General features: G+C 64.8%; 21 protein-coding genes. 8 read left to right on the plus strand and 13 right to left on the minus strand.

What is annotated here, in order from left to right:
• Window positions 1–202 precede the first annotated feature (202 nt).
• Both ACEN8U_RS11095 and dinB read left to right on the plus strand, forming a co-directional pair.
• Window positions 203–877 carry a hypothetical protein gene (locus ACEN8U_RS11095; RefSeq protein ID WP_014973055.1) on the plus strand — a complete coding sequence of 225 codons (675 nt, stop codon included), beginning with the start codon at window positions 203–205 and terminating at the stop codon, window positions 875–877.
• A 59-nt stretch (window positions 878–936) separates the two neighbouring features.
• Window positions 937–2103 (plus strand): DNA polymerase IV, encoded by a 1167-nt coding sequence (dinB, locus tag ACEN8U_RS11100; protein WP_310109231.1) that lies wholly within the window; start codon window positions 937–939, stop codon window positions 2101–2103.
• Here dinB and ACEN8U_RS11105 read toward each other — a convergent pair.
• The 6 genes from ACEN8U_RS11105 to ACEN8U_RS11130 all read right to left on the minus strand — a co-directional run bounded on the left by ACEN8U_RS11105 (window position 2070) and on the right by ACEN8U_RS11130 (window position 11034).
• Window positions 2070–3554, minus strand: a complete 1485-nt coding sequence (locus ACEN8U_RS11105) for a heavy metal sensor histidine kinase (RefSeq protein ID WP_310109235.1) — start codon at window positions 3552–3554, stop codon at window positions 2070–2072. The genes dinB and ACEN8U_RS11105 overlap by 34 nt on opposite strands.
• Window positions 3551–4237 carry a heavy metal response regulator transcription factor gene (locus tag ACEN8U_RS11110; RefSeq protein WP_013591770.1) on the minus strand — a complete coding sequence of 229 codons (687 nt, stop codon included), beginning with the start codon at window positions 4235–4237 and terminating at the stop codon, window positions 3551–3553. Before ACEN8U_RS11110 ends, ACEN8U_RS11105 begins: the two co-directional genes overlap by 4 nt.
• An 84-nt stretch (window positions 4238–4321) precedes the next feature.
• Window positions 4322–5860, minus strand: coding sequence for an efflux transporter outer membrane subunit (locus tag ACEN8U_RS11115; RefSeq protein ID WP_310109636.1), 1539 nt, complete (start codon window positions 5858–5860; stop codon window positions 4322–4324).
• Between the two features lie 26 nt (window positions 5861–5886).
• Window positions 5887–7110: an efflux RND transporter periplasmic adaptor subunit gene (locus tag ACEN8U_RS11120; protein WP_310109237.1), complete on the minus strand. Its 1224-nt coding sequence runs from the start codon at window positions 7108–7110 to the stop codon at window positions 5887–5889.
• An 82-nt stretch (window positions 7111–7192) separates the two neighbouring features.
• Window positions 7193–10381 (minus strand): efflux RND transporter permease subunit, encoded by a 3189-nt coding sequence (locus tag ACEN8U_RS11125; protein ID WP_310109239.1) that lies wholly within the window; start codon window positions 10379–10381, stop codon window positions 7193–7195.
• A 215-nt stretch (window positions 10382–10596) separates the two neighbouring features.
• Window positions 10597–11034 carry a VOC family protein gene (locus tag ACEN8U_RS11130; RefSeq protein WP_310109242.1) on the minus strand — a complete coding sequence of 146 codons (438 nt, stop codon included), beginning with the start codon at window positions 11032–11034 and terminating at the stop codon, window positions 10597–10599.
• Window positions 11035–11166: 132 nt separating this feature from the next.
• Between ACEN8U_RS11130 and ACEN8U_RS11135 the strand changes: the two genes are divergently transcribed.
• Together ACEN8U_RS11135 and ACEN8U_RS11140 are read left to right on the plus strand one after the other, a co-directional pair.
• Entirely contained in the window at window positions 11167–12042 is an 876-nt protein-coding gene (locus tag ACEN8U_RS11135; protein WP_310109243.1) for a LysR family transcriptional regulator, read from the plus strand.
• A gap of 145 nt (window positions 12043–12187) precedes the next feature.
• A complete protein-coding gene (locus tag ACEN8U_RS11140; RefSeq protein WP_310109246.1) occupies window positions 12188–12835 on the plus strand; it encodes a LysE family translocator in 648 nt (215 codons plus the stop codon).
• A gap of 6 nt (window positions 12836–12841) precedes the next feature.
• Here the strand turns inward: ACEN8U_RS11140 and ACEN8U_RS11145 are convergent, their stop codons facing one another.
• The 3 genes from ACEN8U_RS11145 to ftrA all read right to left on the minus strand — a co-directional run bounded on the left by ACEN8U_RS11145 (window position 12842) and on the right by ftrA (window position 17283).
• Window positions 12842–14539, minus strand: coding sequence for a SulP family inorganic anion transporter (locus tag ACEN8U_RS11145; protein WP_310109249.1), 1698 nt, complete (start codon window positions 14537–14539; stop codon window positions 12842–12844).
• 515 nt (window positions 14540–15054) lie between these two features.
• On the minus strand, window positions 15055–16257 hold the full coding sequence (locus ACEN8U_RS11150; RefSeq protein ID WP_310109252.1) for a DUF2252 domain-containing protein: 1203 nt from the start codon (window positions 16255–16257) through the stop codon (window positions 15055–15057).
• 63 nt (window positions 16258–16320) lie between these two features.
• The gene (ftrA, locus tag ACEN8U_RS11155) at window positions 16321–17283 is read right to left on the minus strand and encodes a transcriptional regulator FtrA (protein ID WP_310109254.1); all 963 of its coding nucleotides are present in this window, start codon (window positions 17281–17283) and stop codon (window positions 16321–16323) included.
• A 129-nt stretch (window positions 17284–17412) separates the two neighbouring features.
• On the opposite strand from ftrA, the gene ACEN8U_RS11160 reads away from it, so the two are divergent.
• The 4 genes from ACEN8U_RS11160 to ACEN8U_RS11175 all read left to right on the plus strand — a co-directional run bounded on the left by ACEN8U_RS11160 (window position 17413) and on the right by ACEN8U_RS11175 (window position 22075).
• Entirely contained in the window at window positions 17413–17868 is a 456-nt protein-coding gene (locus ACEN8U_RS11160) for a rhodanese-like domain-containing protein (RefSeq protein WP_310109257.1), read from the plus strand.
• 146 nt (window positions 17869–18014) lie between these two features.
• Entirely contained in the window at window positions 18015–18875 is an 861-nt protein-coding gene (locus ACEN8U_RS11165) for a neutral zinc metallopeptidase (RefSeq protein WP_310109258.1), read from the plus strand.
• A 130-nt stretch (window positions 18876–19005) separates the two neighbouring features.
• Window positions 19006–21084 (plus strand): putative bifunctional diguanylate cyclase/phosphodiesterase, encoded by a 2079-nt coding sequence (locus ACEN8U_RS11170; RefSeq protein ID WP_310109261.1) that lies wholly within the window; start codon window positions 19006–19008, stop codon window positions 21082–21084.
• Between the two features lie 184 nt (window positions 21085–21268).
• Window positions 21269–22075 carry a hypothetical protein gene (locus ACEN8U_RS11175; RefSeq protein ID WP_310109264.1) on the plus strand — a complete coding sequence of 269 codons (807 nt, stop codon included), beginning with the start codon at window positions 21269–21271 and terminating at the stop codon, window positions 22073–22075.
• Between the two features lie 23 nt (window positions 22076–22098).
• On the opposite strand, the gene ACEN8U_RS11180 is transcribed toward ACEN8U_RS11175, so the two are convergent.
• The 4 genes from ACEN8U_RS11180 to dapA all read right to left on the minus strand — a co-directional run bounded on the left by ACEN8U_RS11180 (window position 22099) and on the right by dapA (window position 25034).
• Window positions 22099–22515: a polymer-forming cytoskeletal protein gene (locus ACEN8U_RS11180; RefSeq protein ID WP_310109266.1), complete on the minus strand. Its 417-nt coding sequence runs from the start codon at window positions 22513–22515 to the stop codon at window positions 22099–22101.
• A gap of 33 nt (window positions 22516–22548) precedes the next feature.
• A complete protein-coding gene (locus tag ACEN8U_RS11185; RefSeq protein ID WP_310109270.1) occupies window positions 22549–22809 on the minus strand; it encodes a hypothetical protein in 261 nt (86 codons plus the stop codon).
• Window positions 22810–22915: 106 nt separating this feature from the next.
• On the minus strand, window positions 22916–23929 hold the full coding sequence (locus ACEN8U_RS11190; protein ID WP_310109273.1) for a M23 family metallopeptidase: 1014 nt from the start codon (window positions 23927–23929) through the stop codon (window positions 22916–22918).
• A 214-nt stretch (window positions 23930–24143) separates the two neighbouring features.
• On the minus strand, window positions 24144–25034 hold the full coding sequence (gene dapA, locus ACEN8U_RS11195) for a 4-hydroxy-tetrahydrodipicolinate synthase (protein WP_310109276.1): 891 nt from the start codon (window positions 25032–25034) through the stop codon (window positions 24144–24146).
• Between the last annotated feature and the right edge of the window lie 190 nt (window positions 25035–25224).

Here is a 25224-nt window from a genome sequence, read left to right on the forward strand (position 1 = left end):
TTGAAAACAGGGCTATTCGGTTGACCCAGACCGAACGCGACGCGCGTTCGGCACAAATTACAGGGCGATATTTCCGCTTTTTCCGCCGCCGCCGAATGGAGTGGGAAGAGCCGCCGGAATTGCCCGCTGTTCCCGCATTTGAACCGCACGCCCGAACCGTAAAGTCACCCCCACGCAATTGATTTTTGTCGGGAGACAAGCGGTGGTGAAGTTCGAAGGGCAAGTAAAAAGTGCGGCTGCGGCCGCGATGGCTGCGCTGGCGCTGGCTGCATTAGCGGGCACGGCGCAGGCGCAGGAGGTCTATGTACACGGCGGCACGCTGGGCGCGGGCATCGGCGCCGCGTTGCCGCTCAACTCCTGGACGGGCGTGCATGCGGAGTTCGAGGGGCTCGGCTTCTCGCACTCGGTCAACGTGAACGACAACCAGTACGACGGCCACCTGAAGCTGCTGCAAGGCGGCCTGTACATGGACGTGTTCCCATTCCATTCGAGCGGCTTTCGCCTGACGGCCGGCGCGCTCATCAACGACGACGAACTGTCCGCCCACGCCGTGCCGAATGCGCAAGGCAACTACAAGATCGGCGACGACTTCGTGCCCGCCGTCGGTCCGGCACCGTCGGCCACCGTCACGCTGCCGCGCGTGATGCCTTACGTCGGCATCGGCTATGGACACAAGCCGGTCTCCAAGGGCTTCGGCCTCACGTTCGACCTCGGCGTCGCCTATGGCCGCCCGCGCACGCACTATAACGTGCCCGCCATTTACTCGATGTTCACGACGCAGGCGAACATCGACGAGCAGGAACAGAAGATCAACGACAAGGTGGAGCGCTACAAGATCTATCCCGTCGTGCAGCTCGGCGTGAGCTACCGCTTCTAGACGGCACCCGCGAAGGCGGAGCAAGGTACTATTACGGGTGCCATTCGTTTCCGCCTTCCATGAGTTCAGCAAGCCGCCGTATCGCGCATCTCGACATGGACGCGTTTTACGCGTCCGTCGAGCTATTGCGCTATCCGGAACTGCGCGGCAAGGCCGTGGTGATAGGCGGCGGCCGCAACGGCGCGCCGCAAACACTCGCAGACGGCAGCCGCCGTTTTGCGAAGCTGCGCGACTACGCAGGGCGCGGCGTCGTGACCACCTCCACTTACGAAGCGCGTGCACTCGGCGTGTTTTCCGCCATGGGCATGATGAAGGCGGCCGTGCTCGCGCCGGACGCGATCCTGCTGCCCACGGACTTCGACTCCTACCGTCATTACTCGCGGCTCTTCAAGGCTGCGGTGGCCACCTTTACCGACCGTATCGAAGACCGCGGCATCGACGAAATCTATATCGATCTCACGGAACTCCCGGGCGAGCCGCGCGACATCGCCGCGCGCATCAAGCAGGCGGTGAATCAGGCCACTGGCCTCACGTGCTCGATCTGCGTGGCGCCGAACAAACTGCTCGCGAAAATCGGCTCCGAACTCGACAAGCCCGACGGCCTCACCCTTCTCACGCCTGCTGACGTGCCGCTGCGCGTGTGGCCGCTGCCCGTGCGCAAGGTCAACGGCATCGGCCCGAAGGCGGCGGAAAAACTCACGGCGCTCGGCATTGCGACCGTCGGCGATCTGGCCGCGGCGGACGCGGGCCTGCTGCAGGACCACTTCGGGCGCAGTTACTCGGCGTGGCTCATGCGTGTCGCGCAAGGCGAGGACGAGCGGCCCGTGGTGGTGGAATCGGAACCGAAATCGATGAGCCGCGAAACGACCTTCGAGCGCGACCTGCATCCGCGCCACGACCGGCCGGCGTTATCGAGCTCGTTTACCGGCCTGTGCGTGCGGGTCGCGGAAGACCTGGTGCGCAAGGGCTATGTCGGCAAGACCGTCGGCATCAAGCTGCGCTATGACGATTTCCGCACCGTCACGCGCGACCTGACGCTGGAGGCGCCCACCGCCGACGCCGCGGAAATACGCCGCGCGGCCACCGAATGCCTGCGGCGCGTCGAGCTCAACCGCAAGCTGCGGCTGCTCGGCGTGCGCGTGAGCGCGCTGAGCCTCGCGAGCGCTGAGCCGCCGCAGCGGCGTCTCCCCGTTCAGGCAGACTTGCCCTTCACGAGCGACGAATAGGAAGCCGCGCCTGGCACGGAGGCGTTCTGCGCATTCGCAGCCGCACTCTCCGGCACATTCGCACGCGGCGGCTGCCCAACGCCCTCGACACGCGAAGCGGCCACCGAAAAAGCAAAGGTGTTTACGCCGTTCGCGCTCTGCACCGACACCGTGCCGCGATGCATCTCCGCAATCGCCTTCACGATGGCAAGACCCAGCCCGTGATTCTCGCGGCTATTGGTGCGCGAGGCTTCAACGCGATAAAACCGGTCGAACAGATGTTCGAGCACCGCGGGCTCGATCGGCTCGCCGGGATTCGCGACTTCGATTCGCACCTGCTCCGCTTCGCGCGCGATCCTCACGCTGATCTGCGCACCCGGCTGGCAATGCTGGATCGCATTCATCAACAGATTCGTGCAGGCGCGGCCGAACAGCGAGCGGTTGACATGCGCGACGGCGTCGCCCTGAAGGCGCGCCTGCACGCGGGCTTCTTCGAGCGGAATCTCCAGAAACTCCAGCGTATGCGCGACTTCTGCCGCGAGCGAGACTTCCATGAGCCCGGTCGCGCGCTCGCCCTGGTCGGCGCGCGCGAGAAACAGCATGTCGTTGATGATCGCGCGCATGCGTTCGAATTCTTCGAGGTTCGATTGCAGCGTGTGGCGCAGATCGTCTACGGAACGATTGCGCGTCAGTGCGACTTCGGTCTGGCCGATCAGGATCGTCACCGGCGTGCGCAATTCGTGCGCGACGTCTGCGTTGAACGACTCGAGCCGGCAATACGCGCCGTCGAGCCGCTCGAGCGCGCCGTTGAACGAATTCGCCAGATCGTTCAGCTCGTGCGGCAGCGACGCGGTATTGAGCCGTTGCGAGCGATTGTTGGGACTGACGGCGGACGCGTCGCGCGTGAGGCGCGTGAGCGGCGCGAGCCCGATGCGCGTGACCGAGTAGCTGAGCAGCAGCACCGCCAGACTGCCGAGCGCCGACAGCGCGGCGAGCGCGAAGCCGAATACGCGCATGGTGCGAATATTCGGCATGTAGCTCGACGCCACCTGCAGCTGCATCGGCGGACGCGTCGAATAGCCGGGAATGGACACGGTGGTGGTGAGCATGTCTGCACCGCCGCCCACTGGCCTCACGCGCGCGTAGCCGCCGGGCAGGGTCTTGATAATGGTGCCTTCTATCGGCTTGCCGTAGTTGTAGGACGGCTCGATGCTCGTGACCGCATACACGGTGCTGCGGTCGGGCGGCGTCATGTCGGTGAGCTTTTCGCGCGACATGCGCCACTTGTCGGGTGTCAGCCCATGATTGCAGATGAGCCGCGCGATCTGCGCGCGGTCGTCGAGCGACTCGCGCAAGTGGCTCTCCAGCTGCGAGCGCAGCACCGCAAAGAGCCCTGCGCCGACGAGCGTAAACACAAACAGCGCGACGAGCGCGAACATCAATGCAAGGCGCCGCGCGATGGAACGGTTCATGACGGCTCCGCCTCTTCACGCACTTCAAGCACGTAACCCATGCCGCGCACGGTATGCAGCAGCTTCGACGGAAACGGGCCGTCCAGCTTCGCGCGCAATCGTTTGATGGCCGTCTCCACCACATTCGTATGACTGTCGAAGTTGACGTCCCACACCAGCTCGGTGATGGCCGTCTTCGACAGAATGTCGCCTTGCCTGCGGGCCAGAACGCTCAGCAACTGAAATTCTTTCGCGGTCAGGTCGAGCCGCACGCCGTCACGTGTCGCGCGCCGCCCGATCAGATCGACAAACAGATCGCCGACCGAAATCAGCGTCGATTCCTGCGACCGCGTGCGGCGCGCGAGCGCGTGCAGGCGTTCGACCAGTTCGAGGAAGGAGAAAGGTTTGGTGAGGTAGTCGTCCGCGCCTTCGCGCAGGCCGCGCACGCGGTCGTTCACATGATCGCGCGCGGTGAGCATGATGACGGGCGTCGACTTGCGCATGCGCAGTGCCTTCAGCACGCTGAAGCCGTCGCGCTTGGGCAGCATGACGTCGAGCACGATGACGTCGTAATCGAACTCGGTGGCCAGATGCATGCCTTCCTCGCCGTCGAGCGCGACATCCACGACCCAACCCTGCTCTGTCAAACCGGAGCGCAGGTAGTCCACCACCTTGTGCTCGTCTTCAACAATCAGCAATTTCATGCGCATCCCCTAGTGTCTGCATTATACGAAAGGCCTTGCATGGCTTCTCCCACGGGTGGATGGCGTCCGCGACCGCGCTGCGTCTCACTGCGCGGCAGCGCGCGTTTGAATCGCGCCGTCTGCCTGCGAGTGCGGTTGCGTGTTCGGCTGCGCGGTCGGTTGCTTGTTCGGTTGCATGCTCTGTTGCGACCCGCCCGGTCCAGCAGTGACAGCTGCCGCGCCCTCGTCCCAGCCGCCGCCCAACGCCTTCACGAGCGCGACGGAAAGCGTCATCTGCTGACCGCGAATCTGCGCGTCCTGGCGCCTGCTGTTAAGCAGCGACTGCTGCGCGGTGATCACGTTCAGATACGCGACAAGACCGCCGGAATAGCGGTCGTTGGCGAGCCCGAGCAGGCGCTGCGCGTCCGCGACCGCTTCTTCCGACTGCTTCGCGGCGCCGTCGAGCACCGCAAGACCCGTGATGCCGTCCTGCACCTGCTGGAATGCGTTCAACACGGTTTGCCGATAGTTGGCCTCCGTCGCCTTGTAGCCTTCACTCGCGTACTGCACATTGGCCGCGCGGCGCCCGCCGTCGAACAGCACCTGGCCCGCCGCCGCGCCGAGCGTCCACATGAGCGTCGGCGCGCTCAGCAAGCTCGCGAACTGCGTGGCTTCCCAGCCGATGCCCGGCGTGAGCGTGAGACTCGGGAAAAACGCCGCCTTCGCGACGCCGATCTGCGCATTGGCCGCCGCCATCGCGCGCTCCGCCGAGGCGATATCGGGCCGCCGCTGCAGCAGGTCGCTCGGCACGCCGAGCGCAATGGCGGGCACCTGAAACGTCAACACCTTCGGTTCGATCGCGAACTGCGGCGCGCTCACGCCGACGAGTGCGGCAAGCGCATGCTCGTATTGCGCGCGCTGGTTCAACAACAGTTGCGCCTGCACACGCGTCGTGTCGAGCAGCGATTTCTGCTGCAAGACGTCGAGGCCCGATACCGCGCCGAGTTCGTGTTCGGCATTCACGTAGTCCAGCGCTTTTTGCTGCAGCTTGACCGATTGATCGAGCACGTCGATTTCGGTGTCGAGTTCGCGCAGCGAGAAGTAATCGCTTGCGACCTCGGTCGTGAGAATGAGCCGCGCGTTCGCGAGATCGTCGGCCGACTGTTCCGCGGAAGCCGTCGCGCCTTCCACCTGACGGCGTATGCGGCCGAACAGGTCCGTGTCGTAGCTGACGGTGGGACCGAGCTGCAGATTGTTCTGCACGGTCGAGACGGTCGGCGTGGCGTAGTTGGTGCGCGGCCTGTCCTGCGAAATGCGAAAGCGCGACGCCGACGCCGCGAGGTCCACTTCGGGAATTTGCTGCGCGCGCGTGTTCGCGAGCGTCGCCTTCGCCTGCGCATAGTGCGCGCTGGCCGCGACGAGCGTCTGGTTTTGCGCGAGCGCCTGCGTTTCCAGCGCGGCGAGCGTGGCGTCGTGATAGACGTTCCACCAGTCCGGGTCCATCGGCGCATGCGAGGGAGCGGCAACGCGCCAGTAGGAGTCGGTGTTCCATGCCGGCGGCACCTCGGCCTGCGGCCGCTTATAGTCGGGCCCCACGGTGCAGGCGGCGAGCATGCCCGCGCTCGCCGCGGCTAAACACGTCATCACGACGCGGCCGGAGCATGGCTGCTTCACGACGCCCCCTTCGCGCTCTTCTGCGGTGCGGCGATCTCCACATGATCGCCGTCCGCAATGGAATCGCTCGGATTGATGATGATTCTGTCGTTGCCGTCAATTCCGCTTTCGATTTCGAGCGTCTGCCCGAGGTCCTGCGCGATCACGACCTTGCGCAACTGCACGTCGCCCTTCGCGTCGACTACGGCAAGCCGCGGCCCCTCCGCGCGAAACAGCAAGGCATTGCCGGGCACCATCCACTGCGCGCGGGCGACGGAAGGCAGCGCGACCTGCACGTAGGCGCCGGGACGCAGCGTGTTGTCGGGATTCGGCAGCGTCACCTCGACCTGCAGGGAGCGCGTGGGCACGTCGATGGCGCCCGAAATGTGCGTCACGGTGCCATGAAACTGCTGCCCCGGCAGTTCGGCCTGCGTAACAACGACCTTCTGCCCCACCGACACGTTCTGCGCATACGCCTGCGGCAATTGCACATAGACACGCAGCGGGTCCGATTGCGCAAGCGCGAAAAGCGCGCGGCTCGTGCCGCTGCCCGCGTCGATGAGATCGCCGACATCCACATTGCGTTGCGTGATCACGCCTGCGAACGGCGCGACGATACGCTTGAACGATTCGAGCTGGCGCAGGCGCTGCACGTTCGCATCGGCGGCGGCCAGGTTGGCAACGCCCTGCGTATAGGTGCTTTGCCGCTCGTCGAGTTCCTGCTGCGAAACCGCGTCCCGTTGCCGAAGCTGCTGCCAGCGCTCGAGCGAGCTCTTTGCCAGCGCGAGACTGGAACTGGTCTGCTGGCGCTGCGCCAGTGCCTGCGCGAGTTCCTGGTCGATTTCGGGCGTATCGAGTTCCGCGAGCAGTTGGCCCTGCTTCACACGCGCGCCGATGTCCACGTACCAGCGCAGCAGATAACCGGTGGAGCGCGCATAAATCGGCGATTCGACGCTGCCGCGCAAGGTGCCCGGCAACGTGGTGACGCCGCCGCCTTCGGCGGGTGTCGGCCTCACCACATCGACATATTGCGTGGCGTTCTGCCGGGTCGTTTGCTCGACGGCGCGGTTCTGCATCAGATTCGCGACCACGGTACGCAGCGCGCCGAGCGCGAGCAACACGAGCACGATCCAGATGGCGATCTTCGCGCGCTTCCATTCGCGATTGCGCGGCGGCAGGGCGTGGCCGCTTTCCGTCTCTCGAGACGGAATTGCCAGCGATGCATGAGTTTTTTCGGTCATCTCAGTTAGCCATTCTGGTGAGCTAGCCCGGTCGGTCCGAGGTAGCCGTTTTCTTCACGTTCTCAATCCATGGGTCCAGCGCTCATGCCGGTTCGCCGGTGCTGCCGCTTTCGTGGTCTTCGTGTTCGTTTCGATGACGACGCGCGAGACGCGTATGAATGCCCGCAAACACGACCGGCACGAAAAACAGCGTGGATACCGTTGCAAACAGCAATCCGCCGATCACCGCGCGGCCGAGTGGCGCGTTCTGCTCGGCGCCTTCGCCCAGACCGAGCGCCATCGGAATCATGCCGATGATCATCGCGAACGCCGTCATCAGCACCGGGCGTATACGGCTCGCTCCCGCCTCCAGCGCTGCCGTCAGCGGCGGCGCACCGGCGGAAAGCCGCTGCCGCGCGAACGCGACCATCAGAATGCTGTTCGCCGTGGCGACGCCCATCGTCATGATCGCGCCGGTGAGCGCAGGCACGCTCAGATGCGTGCCGGTAAGAAACAGCATCCACACGATGCCGGCGAGCGCCGCAGGCAAAGCGCTCACGATAATGAGCGGATCGACCCACGACTGGAAGTTCACCACGATCAGCAGATACACGAGCACGATCGCCATGGCCACACCGAGGCCGAGACCGAAGTACGACGTGCGCATGGTCTCTACCTGGCCGCGCACGGTGATCTGACTGCCGCGCGGCAGCGTTGCGCGCGCTTTCTCGACGAGCTTGTCGACCTGGTTCGCGACGCTGCCCAGATCGCGCTTGTCGACGCTCACGTACAGATCGATCACGGGCCGGATGTTGTAGTGCGTGACCACCGCGAACTGGTTTTGCGGCGACACGCGCACGAGATTGCCGAGCAGTTGCGTCGGTCCTGTCGAAGAGGCCGACACCGGCGTGCGCAACAGGTCGTCGATAGACGAAATACGGTACTGCGGCGTTTGGACCGCCACGTTGTACTCGACGCCGTTGCGGTCGTTGTACCAGAAGCCCGGCGACGTCTGCGAGCTTCCCGATAGCGAAACCAGCAGGTTTTGCGCAACGTTGCTCGCGCTCAGGTTGAGCTGCTGCAAACGCGTGCGGTCCATCTGCAGGTTGATGGCGGGCTCGTCGAGCTTCTGCTGGATGTGCGTATCGACCGTGCCCGGAATCTGGCGCACTTCTTTCAACAGCTTGCGCGCGACGTCGAAATTGCCCAACTGGTCCGCGCCGGCAATCTGCACATCCACCGCGGCGGGCAGGCCGAAGTTGAGAATCTGCGTGACGATGTCGGCGGGCTGGAAGAAAAACTCGACGCCCGGAAAGCGCTGCGGCAGCAGCGCGCGCAACTTCTCCACGTAGCGCTGCGTCGGCTCGTGGCCTTCTTTCAGCGCGATCTGGATTTCGCCGTCGAGCGTGCCGATCGTGCCTGAATTGCTGTACGACAGGTTGATGCCGCTATAGGGCAGCCCGAGATTGTCGAGAATGGTGCCGAGCTCTTTCTCGGGCACGACTTCGCGAATCACCTTCTCGACCTCGTCGGCAAGACGCGCGGTTTCCTCGATACGTGTGCCGGTCGGCGCGCGCATGTGCAGGCGGATATTGCCCGCGTCGACGCTCGGGAAAAAGTCTTCGCCGAGCACGAATGCAAGTCCCATCGACACCACGCAGAAGCCAAGAAACAGGCTGCCGAAACGGCCGCGGCGCACCAGCAGGCTGCTGAGAATCACAATGTAGGCCGCGCGCATGCGCTCGAAGCCATTGTCGAAACGCCGGTACAGGCGCTGAAACAGACTCGGCCTGACATCGGGCTTCGGCTTGTGCGCGTGGCCCATCAGCAGCATGGCGAGCGTGGGCACGAGCGTGCGCGACAGAATGTACGACGCCAGCATCGCGAACACCACGGCCTCCGCGAGCGGCACGAACAGGTAGCGCGCCACGCCGGTCAGGAAGAACATCGGCACGAACACAATACAGATGCACAGCGTGGAAACGAGCGCGGGAATCGCGATTTCGCCGGCACCTTCCAGAATCGCATCGTGCAGATTCGTGCCCATATGCAGATGCCGCTCGATATTCTCGATCGTCACGGTCGCGTCGTCGACGAGAATACCCACCGCAAGCGCAAGGCCGCCGAGCGTCATGATGTTGATGGTCTGCCCGAGCGCATGCAGCGCGATCAGCGACGAGAGAATCGACAGCGGAATCGAGATCGCGATGATGCAGGTGCTGCGCCAATTGCCGAGAAAGAGCAGGATCATCGCGGCCGTCAGCGCGGCGGCGACCACGGCCTCGCGCAGCACGCCCTCCACCGCGGCCTTCACGAACACCGACTGATCGAAGAGCGCGGTGATGTTCAGGTCGGGCGGCAATGCCGCGCGCGCGGCCGGCAGCAGCCCGTGCAGCGTATTGACGATGGACAGTGTCGACGCACTGCCGTTTTTGAGCACTGAAATCAGCACACCGCGATGGCCGTTCTGCCGCACGATATTCGTTTGCGGCGAGAAACCGTCGCGCACATGAGCGACTTCGCGCAGATACGTCGTGGCGCCGTTGACCGTGCGCACCGGAATATCGTTGAGCCCCTCCAGCGTCGACGGCGAGCCGTTCATGTTGATCGTGTATTCCCTCGGGCCGATCTTCGCCGTGCCGGTGGGCAGAATCAGATTCTGCGCGTTGAACGCGCTGACCACATCGAGCGGCGTCAGCCCTTTGGCGAGCAACGCCCGCGTGTTGAGGTCGACGGAAATGAGGCGCGACTTCCCGCCATACGGATACGGCACGGCGGCGCCGGGAATAGTCACGAGCTGCGGGCGCAGAAAGTTGAGCGCGGTATCGTTGAGCTGCTGCTCCGAGAGCTTGGTGCTCGACAATCCCAGTTGAATGACCGGAATGCTCGAGGCCGAATAGCTGATGACGAGAGGCGGCGTCGCGCCGGGCGGCATCTGCTTGAGCTGCGCCTGCTCGACGGCCACGGTTTGCGCGATCGCGGTCTGGATGTTCGCATTCGGCTGCAGAAACACCTTCAGGATCGTGATGCCCGCGAGCGATTGCGACTCGATATGCTCGATGTCGTTGACCGTGGTCGTGAGACTGCGCTCGTTGACGGAGGCGATCCGGTGAGCCATGTCCTCGGCGGACAGGCCGTTATAAGTCCAGATGATGCTGACGACCGGAATGTTGATTTCGGGCAGCACGTCGACCGGCGTGGTGAACAGCACGAAAGGCGTCGCCAGCACGATCAGAATGGCCATCACGATGAACGTGTAGGGCCGCTTAAGCGCAACGTTGACAATCCACATGAAACGCGCCTGAGTTAAGTGCGGGAGACCGCTGCGAGCAGCTGGAGGGTAGATTAACTGGCGCTTATGCTAGATCGCCAGCCCCAACACCTGCATGGCGCGAAAATGGCGGAATTGTCAGGAAGCTTATCGTAAGGAAAAAGCGTTGCAGGGCGGCGCTGCCTTGCGCGAGCCGCCGCTTTTATTTCAATTGTCCTACACGTTTTCTGTGCGTTTTACTTTGCGAACAGCGACGACATGTCGGCAAACGCCTTGAATTCGAGCGCGTTGCCCGACGGGTCGAGGAAGAACATGGTCGCCTGTTCGCCCACTTCGCCCTTGAAACGCACATGCGGCTCGATGATGAAGTCGATGCCCGCTTTTTGCAGCTTGTCCGCAGCGACCTGCCATTGCTCCATGGAAAGCACGGCGCCGAAGTGGCGCACCGGCACGGCGTCGCCGTCGACCTTGCTCGTTTGTCTGTGCCCGACTTCGTCCGGCGCGAGATGCGCGACGATCTGATGCCCGTAGAAATTGAAATCGACCCAATGCTCGGAACTGCGGCCTTCGGGGCAACCGAGCAGTTCGCCGTAAAACTCGCGCGCGGCGGCGAGGCTGTGGACGGGAAACGCCAGGTGGAACGGCGGCAGGACGGTGGTAGTGGTCGCGCTCATGACGATGGACTCGCTGTAGGTGCTCGATGGATGAATGACGGTGCTGTGACTGCAAAGTTTAACCACCAGTAAAAATGATGGGAAACGATATATATTTGAGCTGACCAACACGAAAATCGATCAATTGAAAACATGCTCGCCGAACTTAGAACCTTGATTGCCGTCAGCCAGTACGGCACGTTTTCCGCGGCGGGTGCACGCATCGGTCTCACGCAATCGGCGGTGAGCGCGCAGATGCAACGCCTCGAAGACGAACTGGGCTTTGCGCTGTTCGACCGCACGGGCCGCTCCGCGACGCTCAACGACGCGGGGCGCGAAACGCTCGCGCTTGCCGAGGAAATCATCGCGCTTTATGCGCGCCTTTCGGAACGCGGCGCGCTCGCAGCGGAGAGCGGCATGCTGCGCGTGGGCGCGATTGCATCGGCGCAAGTGTCGTTTCTCGCAGTCGCCCTGGCGCGCTTTCGCGAGGACCGTCCAGGCTGGCGCATTCGCGTCGTGCCCGGCGTATCGCTGAACCTGCTCGGACAGGTCGACTCGGGCGAACTCGATCTCGCAGTCATCATCAAACCGCCGTTCGCGCTGCCTTCGGAACTGGAATGGCGCACGCTCGTGACCGAGCCCTTCGTGCTGCTCGTGCCGAAAGCGCTGGCGCGCGGCAAGCGCTCGTGGCGTGAGTTGCTGAAGAGCGAGCCGTTTATCCGTTACGACCGGACTTCGTTCGGCGGCCGGCTCGTCGACCGATTTCTGCGGCGCGCGCGGCTCAATGTGCACGACGTGCTGGAGCTCGACGAATTGCAGGCGATCGCGCAACTGGTCGCGCGAGGCATCGGCATCGCCCTGATTCCCGACACGGCAGGCCTCGGCAAATGGCCCGCTGGCGTCGCGGCCCTGCCGCTCGACGAGGCGACGTTTCATCGCGAGATCGGGCTGGTGCAGCGCCCGCGCCATAGCCGGCAAGCGGTGGCCGCGGCGCTCGCCGACTGCATCGGGAGCGCGGCACAGGCATGAGCCGCGGCCTGCCGGCAGCATGGGTGTCCCGCCAACTGCCGGCGCAGCACGATTGTGCCGATCAGCGCTTGCTCAACTGTATCTGTGCGCTCGCCCGCGCGGCGCGCACAATGGTGGTTCCCTGCCCGCCCGCGAGTCCGAGCCCATGACGCCCAGCGCTTTTCTCACCGCAGATGTCCTGATCGCCTACAGCGCCTACTTCGTCGGCACGGCAAGCCCCGGCCCGAGCAATCTGGCCATCATGTCTCTCGCGATGAGCGCGGGCCGCCGCGCGGCGCTCACGTTTGCGCTCGGCGTCGTGTCGGGCTCGTTTTTCTGGGCGCTGCTCGCGTGGCTAGGATTGTCGGCGGTGCTCGCCGCTTACTCGGGTTGCCTCGTCGCGATCAAGATCGCCGGCGGTCTGTATCTGCTCTGGCTCGGCGTCAAGTCGGCGCGCTCGGCGCTCGCGCCGGCCGGCTTGCCGGCGGGCCGCGCGCGTGAGGACGAACCGCTCAGGCGGCTCTATATGCGCGGCCTGCTGCTGCATCTCACGAATCCGAAAGCGATTCTGGTGTGGATGTCGATCGTGTCGCTTGCCATGTCGTCGGCGGGTAGCGGTGCACATGGGGCGCACACCGCGCCCGTCGTGCTCGGCTGCATGTGCATCGGCGTGTCGGTGTTCAGCAGTTATGCGCTGCTGTTTTCGACGGCATCGGCGCGGCGCATTTACATCGCGGTGCGCCGCTGGCTCGACGGCTCGCTCGCCGTCATGTTCGGCATTGCCGGCCTCAGACTGCTGACGTCAAAAAATTAAACCGCCTCATTTGTCGGCGGGCTGCACGACCCCCGCTGCATGCAGCGCTTCGTGCAAGGTGCCGAAAATACAGCTTGCGCCGATAATCGGCGTAATGCCGTGCCGGTCCATGTCCGAGCGCAGATAGCGGTTCACGCGCGCGAACATCACCTGGATACCGCTCTGCTTCAGGAGGCCGCACAGCTCGCCCACGGAGCGCGCCGCCGAATAGTCGAGGTCGGTAATTGCGCTCGCATCGATCACGAAGCAGCGCACCGTGCTCGGCGCATGGTTGATCAGGCTGCGCGTATCGTCGACGAAAAAGTGGTCGTTCGCATAGAACAGATCGGCGCCGAAGCGATAAACGATCAGCCCCGGCGCAGTCTGCGTGCCTGGAACCGCGGGCACCGGAATCCATAGTCCGTCGTCGCCGGGCGCGAGAATCATCGTATGCGGGCGATAGCTGTGGCGCACGTGACGCAGCAGCGACACGGCCACCGCAAGCAGAATGCCGTGCTCGACGCCGATCAGCACCACGGCCGCCGCGGTGGAGACGGCGAGCGCGAATTCCCCCGGACTTTCGCGGCGAATCGCAATGAGCGTCCTGATATCCACCAGTCCGACTGCGATCGTGAAGACGATGCTGGCCAGAATGCAGCGCGGTAAATACTGCAAAAGGCGGCTGAAGAACAGCAGCACCACGGCGACCACCGCTGCAAACACGATCTGCGCGAACTGGCTGCGGGTGCCCGCGCGGTCGGCCATGGCGGTCTGCGTCGGACTGCCGTTCACGACGAAGGCGCCCGACCACGCCGCCGCTGCGTTGGCCGCGGCGATGCCGAGCAGGTCCGTATTGGTGTCGGCCGCTTCATGATGCCGCTCGGCGAACACGCGGCTCGCCGCGGCGCTCTGCGCGACGATCATCACGAAACAGGAGGCGGCGACCGGCACGAGATCGAGCATCTGCTGCCAGGTGACGGACGGCATGCGCAGCGCCGGCAAGCCGCCTGTCACCGGACCCAGTACGGCAATGCCGTGCGCGGCGAAACCGTAGAGATCGCTCGCGGCAATGCCCCCCACCACGGCGATCAACGGCACGGGCAGGCGCGGCCAGACGCGTTTGAAAACCAGCACCGCGCTCACGACGAGCACGGAAATGGCCAGCGTCGGCACATTGAGCTGCGCCCAGTGGAGCGCGACGAGCACCAGCTGATCCGTCGTGCGCGCCGCGTGACCGGGCAAGCCCAGCATATCGCCCAGCATTGCGATGCCGACCTGCACGCCGACTCCGGCAAGAAAACCGACCAGCACCGTGCGCGACAGGAAGTCGGCGAGAAAGCCCAGTTTGAAAATGCGCGCGATGAGCAGCAGCGCGGCGGTCAGCAACGCGACCATCGCGGCGAGCGACGCATACTCGGCGCCCGAAACCGGCGCCATGGTCGACAGGCGGCTTGCGAAGATGGTGGCGGTGGCCGAATCGGCAGCAACGACGAGGTGTCGCGACGCGCCGAACAAGGCGAACGCGATAAGCGGCAGAAAGACAGTGTAAAGACCGGTAACGGCAGGCATGCCGGCAATGCGCGCGTAGCCGAGCACCTGCGGTATGTCCATTGACGCGAGCTGTACGCCCGCCAGCGCGTCGCGCATGGCGGCCGCGCGGTTCAACGGAAGCACGCCCTTCAGCACGCTCCCGCGCGCCGTCCAATTCGCCAGAAAGTCTCGCATACGCGATGCTGCCCCACGCTCAGGTAATCGCGCATCGTGCCGCGACGCGGCACCTCTGGCAAGGCCTGCGAATACGACCGCGACCGGCAATGCTGAAAGCCGGCAGCAGACCCTACGTGCCGGCTCGGCCCGAAATCGCGACGTTGAACGTCAACGCTTGAAGTGGCCCGTCCGTGGATCGACATGCCGCGCAAAACCGAAAAGCGCCGCAATGCAGATCGGACAGGCGATGATGAAAACGGCCAACATCTCGCACCCCGTAACCATTTTTGTTACTGGGAAGTCTACGTCATAAGAGGGTGAATTAAATGAGGGAAAACCGCAAAGCACTGTTGCGGTCTATTACACGTGTGTCGCGCCGGTGCACGATAGTGGCGCATTTTAAGCTCTGAAACAGCGGGTAAACCTGATGACGGCGAGCAACGCGTGCAGGCCGGTGCGAACGGCAAACGCCTGTTTGAACACGCAAACGTTTTCCTGGTTTTTATCTTCAGGTGCGCACCGGCCTCATCGAACTAGACCGCAAAGGCACCCCGATCGTAAGCGTCGCAATACGTTTTCCAGTCCGCCGCGACCTGTGCCGCGCACTGTGTCGCGAGTTCGATCAGCGGCGAGTGCCAGTCGGCGCGATTGCCGAACGCGATCATTTCATCGGCAATGGACGACTTCTGCCGGCCGCCGCTGCGCAAATGCGCCCATGCGCTCAACTCGGCCATGCTGCCGACCACTGCTTCGAGCCTGGGCAGTTTGCCGTCCCAATCCTGCAACGCGACGCGGTCTTCCGAAGGCTGCAAGCTGCGCAGCACATACGAGCGCTGGTTGAAATCCACCGCGTGCAAAAACGCCTGCGAAACCGCCTGATTTCGCCGCTGAATCTCGACGACGCGCTCCGCTTCGGTTCGCCATGCTGGCTGCGGCGTGCGCACATGCGGCACGACCGAAGAAGGCAGCGCTTCTTTCAGATCGAGCAGATAGTTGCCGTCCGGCGAGCCCTTGCCTTCGACGAGAATCACATAACGGTCCACGCCGAGGCTTCCCGTTCCCGCAATGCGACGCGCGACGTCGAGCACGCGATAAAAATCCGGATCGCTTTCGCCGGCAGCGAACTGCTGCATGAACTGCGTGACCGCGGCGCGCCGTTCATCGCTCACGGGCAGCGCTTTCTTGCCGTCTACCTTGAGCGTGCGCGTCTTGCCCTTGAGTGTGGTGCGGCGGTCCAGATGCGCGGCGCGCGTGCGGCTCACCAATGCATCGAACAGGTCGCGCACCATGCCGGAGGACGTCTCGCGCTCGACCCAGCGCGCCTTGCCGAAGGCGAGCGCCGCGCCATACGCCTCCACGGCCGTATGACAGAGCGCCAGCGCCTGCGCGCGGCTCAGCTTGAGATCGGCGGCACCGGCCAGCACGCTGGTGAGCAAACGCGCCAGTTCGGCGAGGTTCGGCGCGAGGCACGCCTCGTCGAAATCGTTGTTGTCGAAATAGACGAGGCCGTTGTCCGCCTTGTAGCTGCCGAAGTTTTCCAGATGCATGTCGCCGCAGATCCACACGGGCGGCGCGTCGTCGAGCACGCCGGCTTGCGGCAGGCGCTCGTAAAACAGATGACACGTGCCGCGCAGGAATACGAAAGGCGACGTGCGCATCGCCTTGTATTTCATGGCGAGCCGTTCGGGATCGCGCCCGGCGTTAAAGCGGGCGATAGTCTCGGCAACGTCGATCATGTGGGGTTCCTTGCAGGCGCCCTGTTGCGCCATCGAACTGCGGCTTGCGGTACGCTCGCGCGGCTACGCCATGGTAGCGCCGAACTTCTTACGATACGCCCCCGGGCTCGTCAGCGCGATGCGCCTGAAGTGGCGCCGCAGCGATTCTTCGGAGCCGAAGCCGGCGAGTTGCGCGACGCGCGCCATCGGCAGAGGATTCGGCGCTTCCAGCAACTCCCGCGCGACGGCCACGCGCTCGCGCACCAGCCATTCATACGGCGCCATGCCTGTCGCGTCACGAAACTGCCGCTGCAGCGTGCGCGGACTCATCGCGGCGCGCTCGGCGAGCGAGCGCAGCGTGTGCGGCAACGCGGGATGACTGCGCACCCAGACCATGAGTCTCGCGAGGCGCCCGCTTTCGTCGTGGGGCATGGGACGCGGCACGAACTGCGCCTGACCGCCTTCGCGATGCGGCGGCACGACGAGCCGCTGCGCGACGCGGTTTGCGACCGCGCTGCCGTGATCGCGGCGCACGAGATGCAGCAGCATGTCGAGCCCCGCCGCCGATCCCGCCGACGTGATGATCTGCTGCTCGTCGATATAGAGCGCGTCGGGCTGCACGCGCAGATTCGGATAACGCGCCTGCAATTTCGCGGCATAACGCCAGTGCGTGGTGACCGTCTTGCCGTCGAGCACACCGGCTGCCGCGAGTACAAACACGCCCGAGCAGATCGAGCACAGGCGCGCACCGCGTTTGTACGCGGCGCGAATCTTTTTCAGCAGCGGTTCGGGCGGCATTTCGTCGGCATCGCGCCAGCCGGGTATCACGATGGTGTCCGCGCGATCCAGCAGCCTAAGCGTGTACGGCGCTGCAAGCGTGATACCGCCGGCCGCACGAATCGGCCCGGCCTCCGCCGCGCAAACGCCGAAGCGATACCAGTTCACGCCGAGCTCCGGGCGTTCGAGCGCGAACAACTCGGTCACGCAGCCGAATTCGAACGTGCAGAGCCGGTCGTAGGCCAGCGCGACGACAAGATGATTGTGCATGGCGTGATGTTACCGAAGATTGTCGATTGCGCCACTTATCCGGTGCGCACCCAGGCGACACAATGAGCGGCCTGAATCGCAAAACGACGCCCTCATCTCACGCACACGCTATTTCACGGAGGTCTCATCATGTCTGAGCTCGGCACCACAAGCGCCATAACGCCCCTAAGCGCCGCCAACGCCGTCACGGCCGTGCCCGCCGCGCCCGGCGCCGCGGCGATCGCCCACTTCGAAGCCCAGTTTCAATTCGAAACCGATTGCGCCGATGTATTCGCCGCATTGCAAAGCGGCACGCCGGGCTTCGTGCTGCTCGACGTGCGCAGCCCGGCACACTTCGCGGCCGGCCACGTGCCGGGCGCGCTCAACCTGCCGCACGGCAAGATCGTCGAGTCGAAGCTTGCCGGCTATCCCGTCGGTACGCTTTTCGTCACGTATTGCGCCGGTCCGCATTGCAACGGCGCGGCACGCGGCGCGCTCCGCCTCGCGCGGCTTGGACGCCCCGTCAAGCTGATGGCGGGCGGCGTCACCGGATGGCTCGACGAAGGATATACGCTGAGCTCGGCCGAACCGGAGGAAAATCGCTAGCCATTTTGTCAGGTCTGAAGGAACCGTGACCATCCGTCCGCGCGCCGTCCCACATGGGCACACCGCGCGGGTATGCTTACTGCTCCATTGCGGCAGTGGACCGCAATGCGTCACAGCCTGTTGCACGCGATCACGGAGAAAACACCATGCGCCTTGATGATGAAGTGGAAAGCCAGAACGTCGAAGACCGGCGCGGCGGCGGGATGCGGGTCGGCGGCGGCATCGGCATTGGAACGATCATTATTGCGCTGGCCGCCTCGTACTTCTTCGGCATTAATCCGATGACCATCATCAACGGCGCGCAGGTGCTGCAAGGCAACGCGCCGCAGGCCACCGCGCCGACCAACGCGCGCCCCGAGGACGCCGGCAGTCACTTCGTGCGCCGCGTGCTCGGCAACACGGAGCGGACCTGGCAACACATTTTCCGCACGCAGTTCAATCAGGACTACCCTGCGCCCAAGCTCGTCCTGTTCAGCGATGCCACGCCGACCGCTTGCGGCACGGGTCAGTCCGCGATGGGGCCGTTCTACTGTCCGCCCGACCGCACTGTTTATATCGATCTGTCGTTTTACCGCGAGTTGCGCGATCGCTTCGGCGCAAGCGGCGACTTCGCCCAGGCCTATGTGATCGCACACGAGGTGGGGCACCACGTGCAGAACGTGCTCGGCATCTCGGACAAGTACGAAGCCGCGCGGGCGCGCATGTCGCAGGCACGCGGCAACGCGTTGTCCGTACGCCTCGAGTTGCAGGCCGACTGTTTCGCGGGCGTGTGGGCGGCAGTCGCGCAGCAGCAGAACGCGAAGCTGATGGAGCCGGGCGACTTCGAGCAGGGATTGAACGCCGCAGGCGCGATCGGCGACGACCGCTTGCAGCGGCAATCGCAAGGGCGCGTCGTGCCGGAAGCATTCACGCACGGCACGAGCGAGCAGCGCCAGCGGTGGCTCAAGCGCGGCATGACGACGGGCGACATCCGCCAATGCGATACCTTTTCAGCGCAGTCGCTGTGAGGCCGATGTCGCGCGACTGCCCGCGGCCAGCACCGTCAGCCAATCGCTAACATATTGAAATTCAATTAAATAAAAGCGCTGAAGTGTCGATAACAAGTTCAACCGCGTCTCCCTCGCGGTTGGACCTGACATGCAGAGCTCATACAATCCCTGGCTGGTGGCCATGTCGTTTGTCGTCGCGACGCTCGCGTCGTACACGGCACTCGATCTGACCGGCCGCATCTACGTGCTGGCGTCGCCGCGGTTGCGGCACGTCTGGCGCATGGGCGGTGCGCTGGCGCTCGGCGTCGGCATCTGGTCGATGCACTTCGTGGCCATGCTCGCGTTTTCGCTGCCGATTCCGCTCGGCTACGATTTCGCCGACACGGCCTATTCGCTCGCGCTCGCCATTGGCGCCTCTTATCTCGCCCTCTGCCTGACCACGCACACACAGCTGACGGCCGCGCGCCTTGTCGGCGGCGGGGCGTTCATGGGCCTCGGCATCGCGGGCATGCACTATAGCGGCATGGCCGCGTTGCGCATGTCGCCCGGCATCAGCTATCGACCGGCGTGGTTCGCGGCCTCGCTCGCCATTGCGATCGGCGCCTCCAGCGCCGCGCTGTGGATGGCGCGCGCGCTCAGCAACGACGACGCGCGCCATGTGCTGCGCAAGCGCTTCGGCGCCGCGCTCGTGATGGCGATTGCCATCAGCGGCATGCATTACGTGGCCATGGCCGCGGCCGATTTCGCACCCGGCGCGATCTGCGGCGCCGCCGCCGGTGTGAATGCCGCGTGGCTCGCCACCTCCGTGATCCTGTTCACCTTCGCGATTCTGATCGTCACGCTGCTGTTGTCGCGATTCGATGCGCGCACCAGCTTTCTCGTCGGCGCCGTGTCGAAGCTCAACGGGCAGATCGTGCGGCTCGCCACGCTCGACACGCTCACCGGACTGCCGAACCGCGCCACGCTGACCGAGCGCATCGAGCGGGCCATTCATGCGGCGCGGCGCCAGCGGTCGCTGTTCGCGATCCTTTTCATGGATCTCGACGGCTTCAAAACGATCAACGACTCGCTCGGTCATTCCGCCGGCGATCAGGTGCTCTCCGCGTTCGCGCAGCGTCTTCTGATCTGCGTGCGCGCGGGCGACACGGTGGCGCGCCTCGGCGGCGACGAGTTCGTGGTGCTCTCCGAGAACCTCGCTTCGCGCACGGATGCGGCGGCGCTCGCCGAAGGCGTGCTTGAGCGGATGCGGCGCGACACGTGGGCCGATTCGCAACCGCTGCAGGTGATGCCGAGCATCGGCATCGCGCTCTTTCCCGAAGACGGCGATAGCGTGGACACGCTGCTCAAACACGCGGACGCCGCGATGTACGAAGCGAAGCGCGCGGGCCGCAGCACCTACCGTTTCTTCGAGCGGCGCATGAACGAAGCCGCGACGCGCACGCTGCAAATCCAGAACGCGTTGCGGGAGGCGCTCGCCGAGCGTCATTTCACGCTGCATTTCCAGCCCAAATTCGACGGCAAGAGCGAGACGCTCGCGGGCGCGGAGGCGCTGATCCGCTTGCATCATCCGCAACTCGGCACACTGGCGCCGCTGGAGTTCATTCCGATTGCCGAGCGCTCGGGGCAGATCGTGCAGATCGGCTACTGGGTTTTGCGCGAGGCGTGCCGGCAGATCCGCCGCTGGATCGCGCAAGGCCTGCCGCCCATCAAGGTGGCGATCAATCTGTCGCCGCGGCAGCTCCTGCAGGCCGACCTTGTGCCGACCATGCTCGACATCGTCAATGCAGAGGGCGTGCGCTGCGAGCAGATCATGTTCGAAATTACCGAGACGGTGGCCATGCAGGACGCGGCCAGAACGATCGAGATGCTCCGCGAATTTCAGGCAAGCGGCTTTGAGATCGCCATCGACGATTTCGGCACCGGCTATTCGAGCCTCGCGTATCTGCAGCGCTTTCGCGTGAAGCAGCTGAAGATCGACCGCTTCTTCACGAACGGCCTTGACGCCCACGGCGAGGAAGGCAGCGCGATCGTGTCCGCGATCATCGCGCTCGCGCATTCGCTGGAAATGGATGTGGTGGCGGAAGGCGTGGAAACCGAGTCGCAACTGCACATGCTGAAGGCCATGCGGTGCGACGAGATGCAAGGCTTCCTGCTCGGCAAGCCGCTCACTGCGGAAGCCTTCGGGGATTTGTTGCGAGGACAGACCCTGACGGCGGACGCCTGCTGACGCATTATGCGGACGTTCTGTGCGGACGTTTTATGCCGATGCAGCGGCGCAATGTCCGGCAGCGCCGCGCCGTCTGCGCGTCGCACTCCGTGCGCGCAGGTCCTACCCCGCTCAGGCAAACGTCGCCGCACAGTAGTACGGTTCAACAATAAACAATAAACGCTGCACAGGTGCTGGAGACTTCATGAGATTCGATGTAGCGACGTTCACCTCGTTGTGCCTGATCACGTTTCTGTGCTGCGCGCTGATCGCCACCGTGCTTTCGCGGATGTTCGCGCAAGTCGGCGCATTCCGCCTCTGGGCCGCCGCGTTTTATCTGCTCGCCGCGGCCTCCGCCTGTTTCGCGCTGCGTTCGGCGTGGCGCACCGATTTTCTCCTCTTCGCCACCGCGGCGTTCGCGCTGCAAAGCCGCATCCTGATCTGGGCCGGCACGCGGGCATTATTCGGTGTGCCGATGGCATGGCGCACGGCGTTTATCGTCACGTGCGCGTTCTGCGTGCTGTATGGCGGCGCGCTGCTACTCGAGCTGCCCATGTTGCCGCGCGCCGTGCTGCTCGCGCTGTTCTTCGCGCCTTATCGCGCGGCCACGCTGTACGAAGTGTGCCGCCGGCGCCGTCCGCATCTCGGCATGGCGCGCACCGTCGTCGCAATCGGCGCGACGATCGCCACGCTGGGTGCGATCGTACCGCTCACGCTGGTGCTGCTCGACCACGCCAATCTCGCCCTGCTGATCGGCAATCCGCGGACCACGTCCGCGGTCTACGCCGTGGTGTTCGCCGGGGATGTCCTGCTCGCAAGCGGGCTCATCGTGCTGGCCTTCAAACTGCTGATTCTCGAACGCGACATGCTCGCGACGCTGGACCGCAGCGCCAGCGAACGGCTCGCTCTCGCGCGGAATTCGCGGACCAGTCTGGGCCCGGCAACGGCTCGCGAGCCTCTGCCGCACCACGACGAACCGAGCCAACGCCGGTCGCTGTCGGGCATGGTATGAGGGGGATCCGGCGTCATTGAGCCTTATTCGCGGGCAGGATCGACCATCGACGTAAGCGGCACAGGTGCTTCCGCTCTCTCGCGACGCGTGAGCTTGCCGTCCACCGAGGCTCCGCAGTCCATGCGCAGTTGCTGATAGTAGATGTTGCCCGTGACATGCGCGTTGGCTTGCAGTTCGACGAAGTGATCGGCAATGACGTCACCGACAATCTTGCCGTTGATCACGACGTCGTAGCCGTGCACGTTGCCTTCGATCGAACCGCGATCGCTCAGCACGAGCAGTGTCTGGCTGCCGGACTCGCCGCTGACGTTGCCCTTCACGTAACCGTCCAGTCGCAGGCCGTTTGTGAACTGGAGGTCGCCTGTCACGCGCACGTCGTGCGCAATCAGAGTGGCAAGCTTCGACTGCCGGATGCCTGCGGATTTTTTCTTGCTGAACATAAGTACTCCGAAAATAAAACGTGTCGAGCGAACCTAGCGCCGTGCCGTCCGGCTCTGGCCGCGCAGGAACTGCAATTCGTCGTTGAGCCGCGCAACCTCGGCCGCGGCGCTGTCCGCTGTCTTTTGCACCGCCGCGCGCGCCGCCGACTCCTCAGCCAAGGCAAACCGCACGCGGGCCAGTTCGGCCTGCTCGGCGCTCTTATCGACGGGAACCGGCAGGCATTGTGCGAGCGGCAGGCCGGCGCGCCATGCCTCGCCGATCAACACTGCCGCGGCGCCGCCCAGCGCGCTCAAGCTGCCAACCAGCGCCCATACCGCCACGCGAACGCGTAGGCGACGCACCGGCGCCAGCGCGTACGCGCGACGCGTCAGGGAACATGCGTCGCGAGAAAAAAACCGGTTAGTCATGCGAACGAGTGTCGAAAAGCGCAAGGTAGGCAGCTGGATCGACGGGCGCGCCGTTGATCAATACTTCGAAATGGAGATGCGGGCCGGTCGAGCGTCCGCTCGAGCCGACGTCCGCGATGTATTGGCGCGGCAGCACCAGATCGCCGGCATGCACGACGATGCGCGACGCGTGGCCGTAGCGCGTCATGAGTCCATTGCCGTGATCGATTTCGACTGCGTTGCCGTAGCCGGACTTCTCGCCCGCAAGCACCACGCGGCCGCCTGCCGCGGCAAGAATCGGCGTGCCCGTCTTCGCGACGAGGTCGAGGCCCGGATGAAAACTCAGCCGATGCGAGAAGGGATCCGTGCGGTTGCCGAATGGCGAGCCGAAGCGCGCGCCGTCGGCCGGCATGCGGCCGGGGAACGCGGCGTAAGCGACCGCATGCGCGAGGGTTTGTTGCTCGAGCGCGCCCAGCGTGGCCGCGATGCAGTCCAGTTGCTCGCCGGTGCGCGTCACGTCGGGGCGGGCGCCGAAGCGCGACGTGCGGCCCGTGCCGCCCGTGCAGCGGCGTGGCGGCAAGGCGGGGCCGCCCTCGCCTTCGCTATCGGTCGCGGACGTATCGCCGCTGGAAGCGGGCAGCGCCGGTGAAGCGGACGGAACGGACGACACCGACGGCGCCGCGGCAGGCGCGCGCGGCGCCGGCCGTGGCGTATTCAGCCGTGCTTCGAAATCGCGCAGCGCATCGACCTGTGCGGTGAGGCGCGCAATGCGCGGCTCGATTTGCGCGACCGAAGCGTCGAGCTTACCGAGCTGGTCGATTGCATAATCGCGCTCGATGCGGTTTGCGGTTTGCATGCCGGAGGCGTCGCGTGCGGACCAATGCAGGCCGATCGCAATGCCCGCGGCGAGCGCAAGCACCGCAGCAAGCAGCGCGGCGGCAAGCGCAAGCGTCGTCGCAGAACGGCGCGTCACGAGGCCCACTGAACCGCTGGCGAGCCGGGCGCGCGCTCGAAACGTGGTCCCCATCAGCGTGCTCCGGCACGCGCGCGGCATGCCGCGCGCCGCAAGCGGCACGCGGCCGGCACATGGACGGCAAACAAGGATCCGATCAACTCAACTGACTGCATGCGGCATGAGCCGGACCCATGCCGGCGACGATAATCGATAGAGGGCGCCGATTATCGCCTTGCAGCCGGAAGCAGCATCTCAAATACGCCGCGTGAGGCTGCGACCGCCGCGTTCAGTCCCGCTCCCATGCCGCGAGGCGCTCCGCTAACGTTGTGCTCGCGCGCGTCATCGGCAGGCGAAGTTCGTCGCGTATCAGCCCTTGCGATGCGAGCCACGCCTTCACCGGCGCGGGATTCGGCTCGGCGAACAACGCATGGATCAGCGGCACGAGCGTGTGAAAAATGCGCCGCCCTTCTTGGAGCGCACCTGCCGCCAGCGCGCGATAAAGCGCGACGAACTGCTCCGTGCGCACATGCGCCGACGCGGCAATCGCGCCGCTGCCGCCGAGGCAGAGCGTGTTGAAGATCTGCATGTCTTCGCCCGTCAGCACCTGCAAGCGTCCGTCGCGAATCAGCGCAAGCGTGGTGTCGAGCGAACCGGCGCAGTCCTTCACCGCCTGAATCCGCGGATGCGCGGCCAGCGTGAGCAGCGTGTCGAGTTCGAGCCGCACGCCGGTGCGATAGGGAATGTCGTAGAGCACGACGGGCTTTTCGCTGGCATCGGCGAGCGTCATGAAATGAGTGACAATGCCCGCCTGCGACGGCCTCACGTAGTACGGCGCGGCCATCAACACCCCCGCGATGGGCAGCGCATTCAGTTGCTGAATGCGCTCGCGCATGCTGGCGGTGTAGTTGCCCGACACGCCGACCACCACCGGCAACGGCGCGCCCGGCTCCGAGGTACCGCCGCGGCCGGCCCCCGCCGCCTCCAGAATGGTCGCGATGACGGCGTCCTGTTCCGCGTCGTCGAGCGCGGCTGGCTCACCCGTCGTGCCTAACGCGACGATGCCGGCGACGCCCGCATCCCCGTAACGGCGCACGAGCGCGCGCAACGCGGCGTGATCCACCGCGCCATCCGCGAAAGGCGTGATGAGCGGAATCCAGATACCCGAAAAAATAGACATGTCTTTCCTCTTACGTCGATGAGCGACCGTATCGATTCCGGCAGCGTGCGAAGGGGAAAGACAGGAAAGACCGCTGGAGCGCGCGATCCGCTGTTCCGTCGCATCTGACGGAACAGCGTGCTCCGGTCAGATGAGCGGCTGTTTTTTGGCTTTGGCGCCGAGTTCCGGACGGCATTGCTCGACGCACAGC

Source organism: Paraburkholderia phenoliruptrix (genome assembly GCF_047325075.1).
GTDB classification, from domain to species: domain Bacteria; phylum Pseudomonadota; class Gammaproteobacteria; order Burkholderiales; family Burkholderiaceae; genus Paraburkholderia; species Paraburkholderia phenoliruptrix.

Bases quoted from the DNA above. Each gene is read 5' to 3' on its own strand.
- ACEN8U_RS11160 (WP_310109257.1), top strand. From the start codon at position 17,413: ATGTCTGAGCTCGGCACCACAAGCGCCATAACGCCCCTAAGCGCCGCC.
- ACEN8U_RS11105 (WP_310109235.1), bottom strand. From the start codon at position 3,554: ATGAACCGTTCCATCGCGCGGCGCCTTGCATTGATGTTCGCGCTCGTC.
- ACEN8U_RS11115 (WP_310109636.1), bottom strand. From the start codon at position 5,860: ATGACGTGTTTAGCCGCGGCGAGCGCGGGCATGCTCGCCGCCTGCACC.
- ACEN8U_RS11145 (WP_310109249.1), bottom strand. From the start codon at position 14,539: ATGCGAGACTTTCTGGCGAATTGGACGGCGCGCGGGAGCGTGCTGAAG.
- ACEN8U_RS11140 (WP_310109246.1), top strand. From the start codon at position 12,188: ATGACGCCCAGCGCTTTTCTCACCGCAGATGTCCTGATCGCCTACAGC.
- ACEN8U_RS11175 (WP_310109264.1), top strand. From the start codon at position 21,269: ATGAGATTCGATGTAGCGACGTTCACCTCGTTGTGCCTGATCACGTTT.
- dapA (WP_310109276.1), bottom strand. From the start codon at position 25,034: ATGTCTATTTTTTCGGGTATCTGGATTCCGCTCATCACGCCTTTCGCG.
- ACEN8U_RS11170 (WP_310109261.1), top strand. From the start codon at position 19,006: ATGCAGAGCTCATACAATCCCTGGCTGGTGGCCATGTCGTTTGTCGTC.
- ACEN8U_RS11190 (WP_310109273.1), bottom strand. From the start codon at position 23,929: ATGGGGACCACGTTTCGAGCGCGCGCCCGGCTCGCCAGCGGTTCAGTG.
- ACEN8U_RS11150 (WP_310109252.1), bottom strand. From the start codon at position 16,257: ATGATCGACGTTGCCGAGACTATCGCCCGCTTTAACGCCGGGCGCGAT.
- ACEN8U_RS11165 (WP_310109258.1), top strand. From the start codon at position 18,015: ATGCGCCTTGATGATGAAGTGGAAAGCCAGAACGTCGAAGACCGGCGC.
- ACEN8U_RS11125 (WP_310109239.1), bottom strand. From the start codon at position 10,381: ATGTGGATTGTCAACGTTGCGCTTAAGCGGCCCTACACGTTCATCGTG.
- ACEN8U_RS11120 (WP_310109237.1), bottom strand. From the start codon at position 7,110: ATGACCGAAAAAACTCATGCATCGCTGGCAATTCCGTCTCGAGAGACG.
- ACEN8U_RS11135 (WP_310109243.1), top strand. From the start codon at position 11,167: ATGCTCGCCGAACTTAGAACCTTGATTGCCGTCAGCCAGTACGGCACG.
- dinB (WP_310109231.1), top strand. From the start codon at position 937: ATGAGTTCAGCAAGCCGCCGTATCGCGCATCTCGACATGGACGCGTTT.
- ACEN8U_RS11110 (WP_013591770.1), bottom strand. From the start codon at position 4,237: ATGAAATTGCTGATTGTTGAAGACGAGCACAAGGTGGTGGACTACCTG.
- ftrA (WP_310109254.1), bottom strand. From the start codon at position 17,283: ATGCACAATCATCTTGTCGTCGCGCTGGCCTACGACCGGCTCTGCACG.
- ACEN8U_RS11130 (WP_310109242.1), bottom strand. From the start codon at position 11,034: ATGAGCGCGACCACTACCACCGTCCTGCCGCCGTTCCACCTGGCGTTT.
- ACEN8U_RS11180 (WP_310109266.1), bottom strand. From the start codon at position 22,515: ATGTTCAGCAAGAAAAAATCCGCAGGCATCCGGCAGTCGAAGCTTGCC.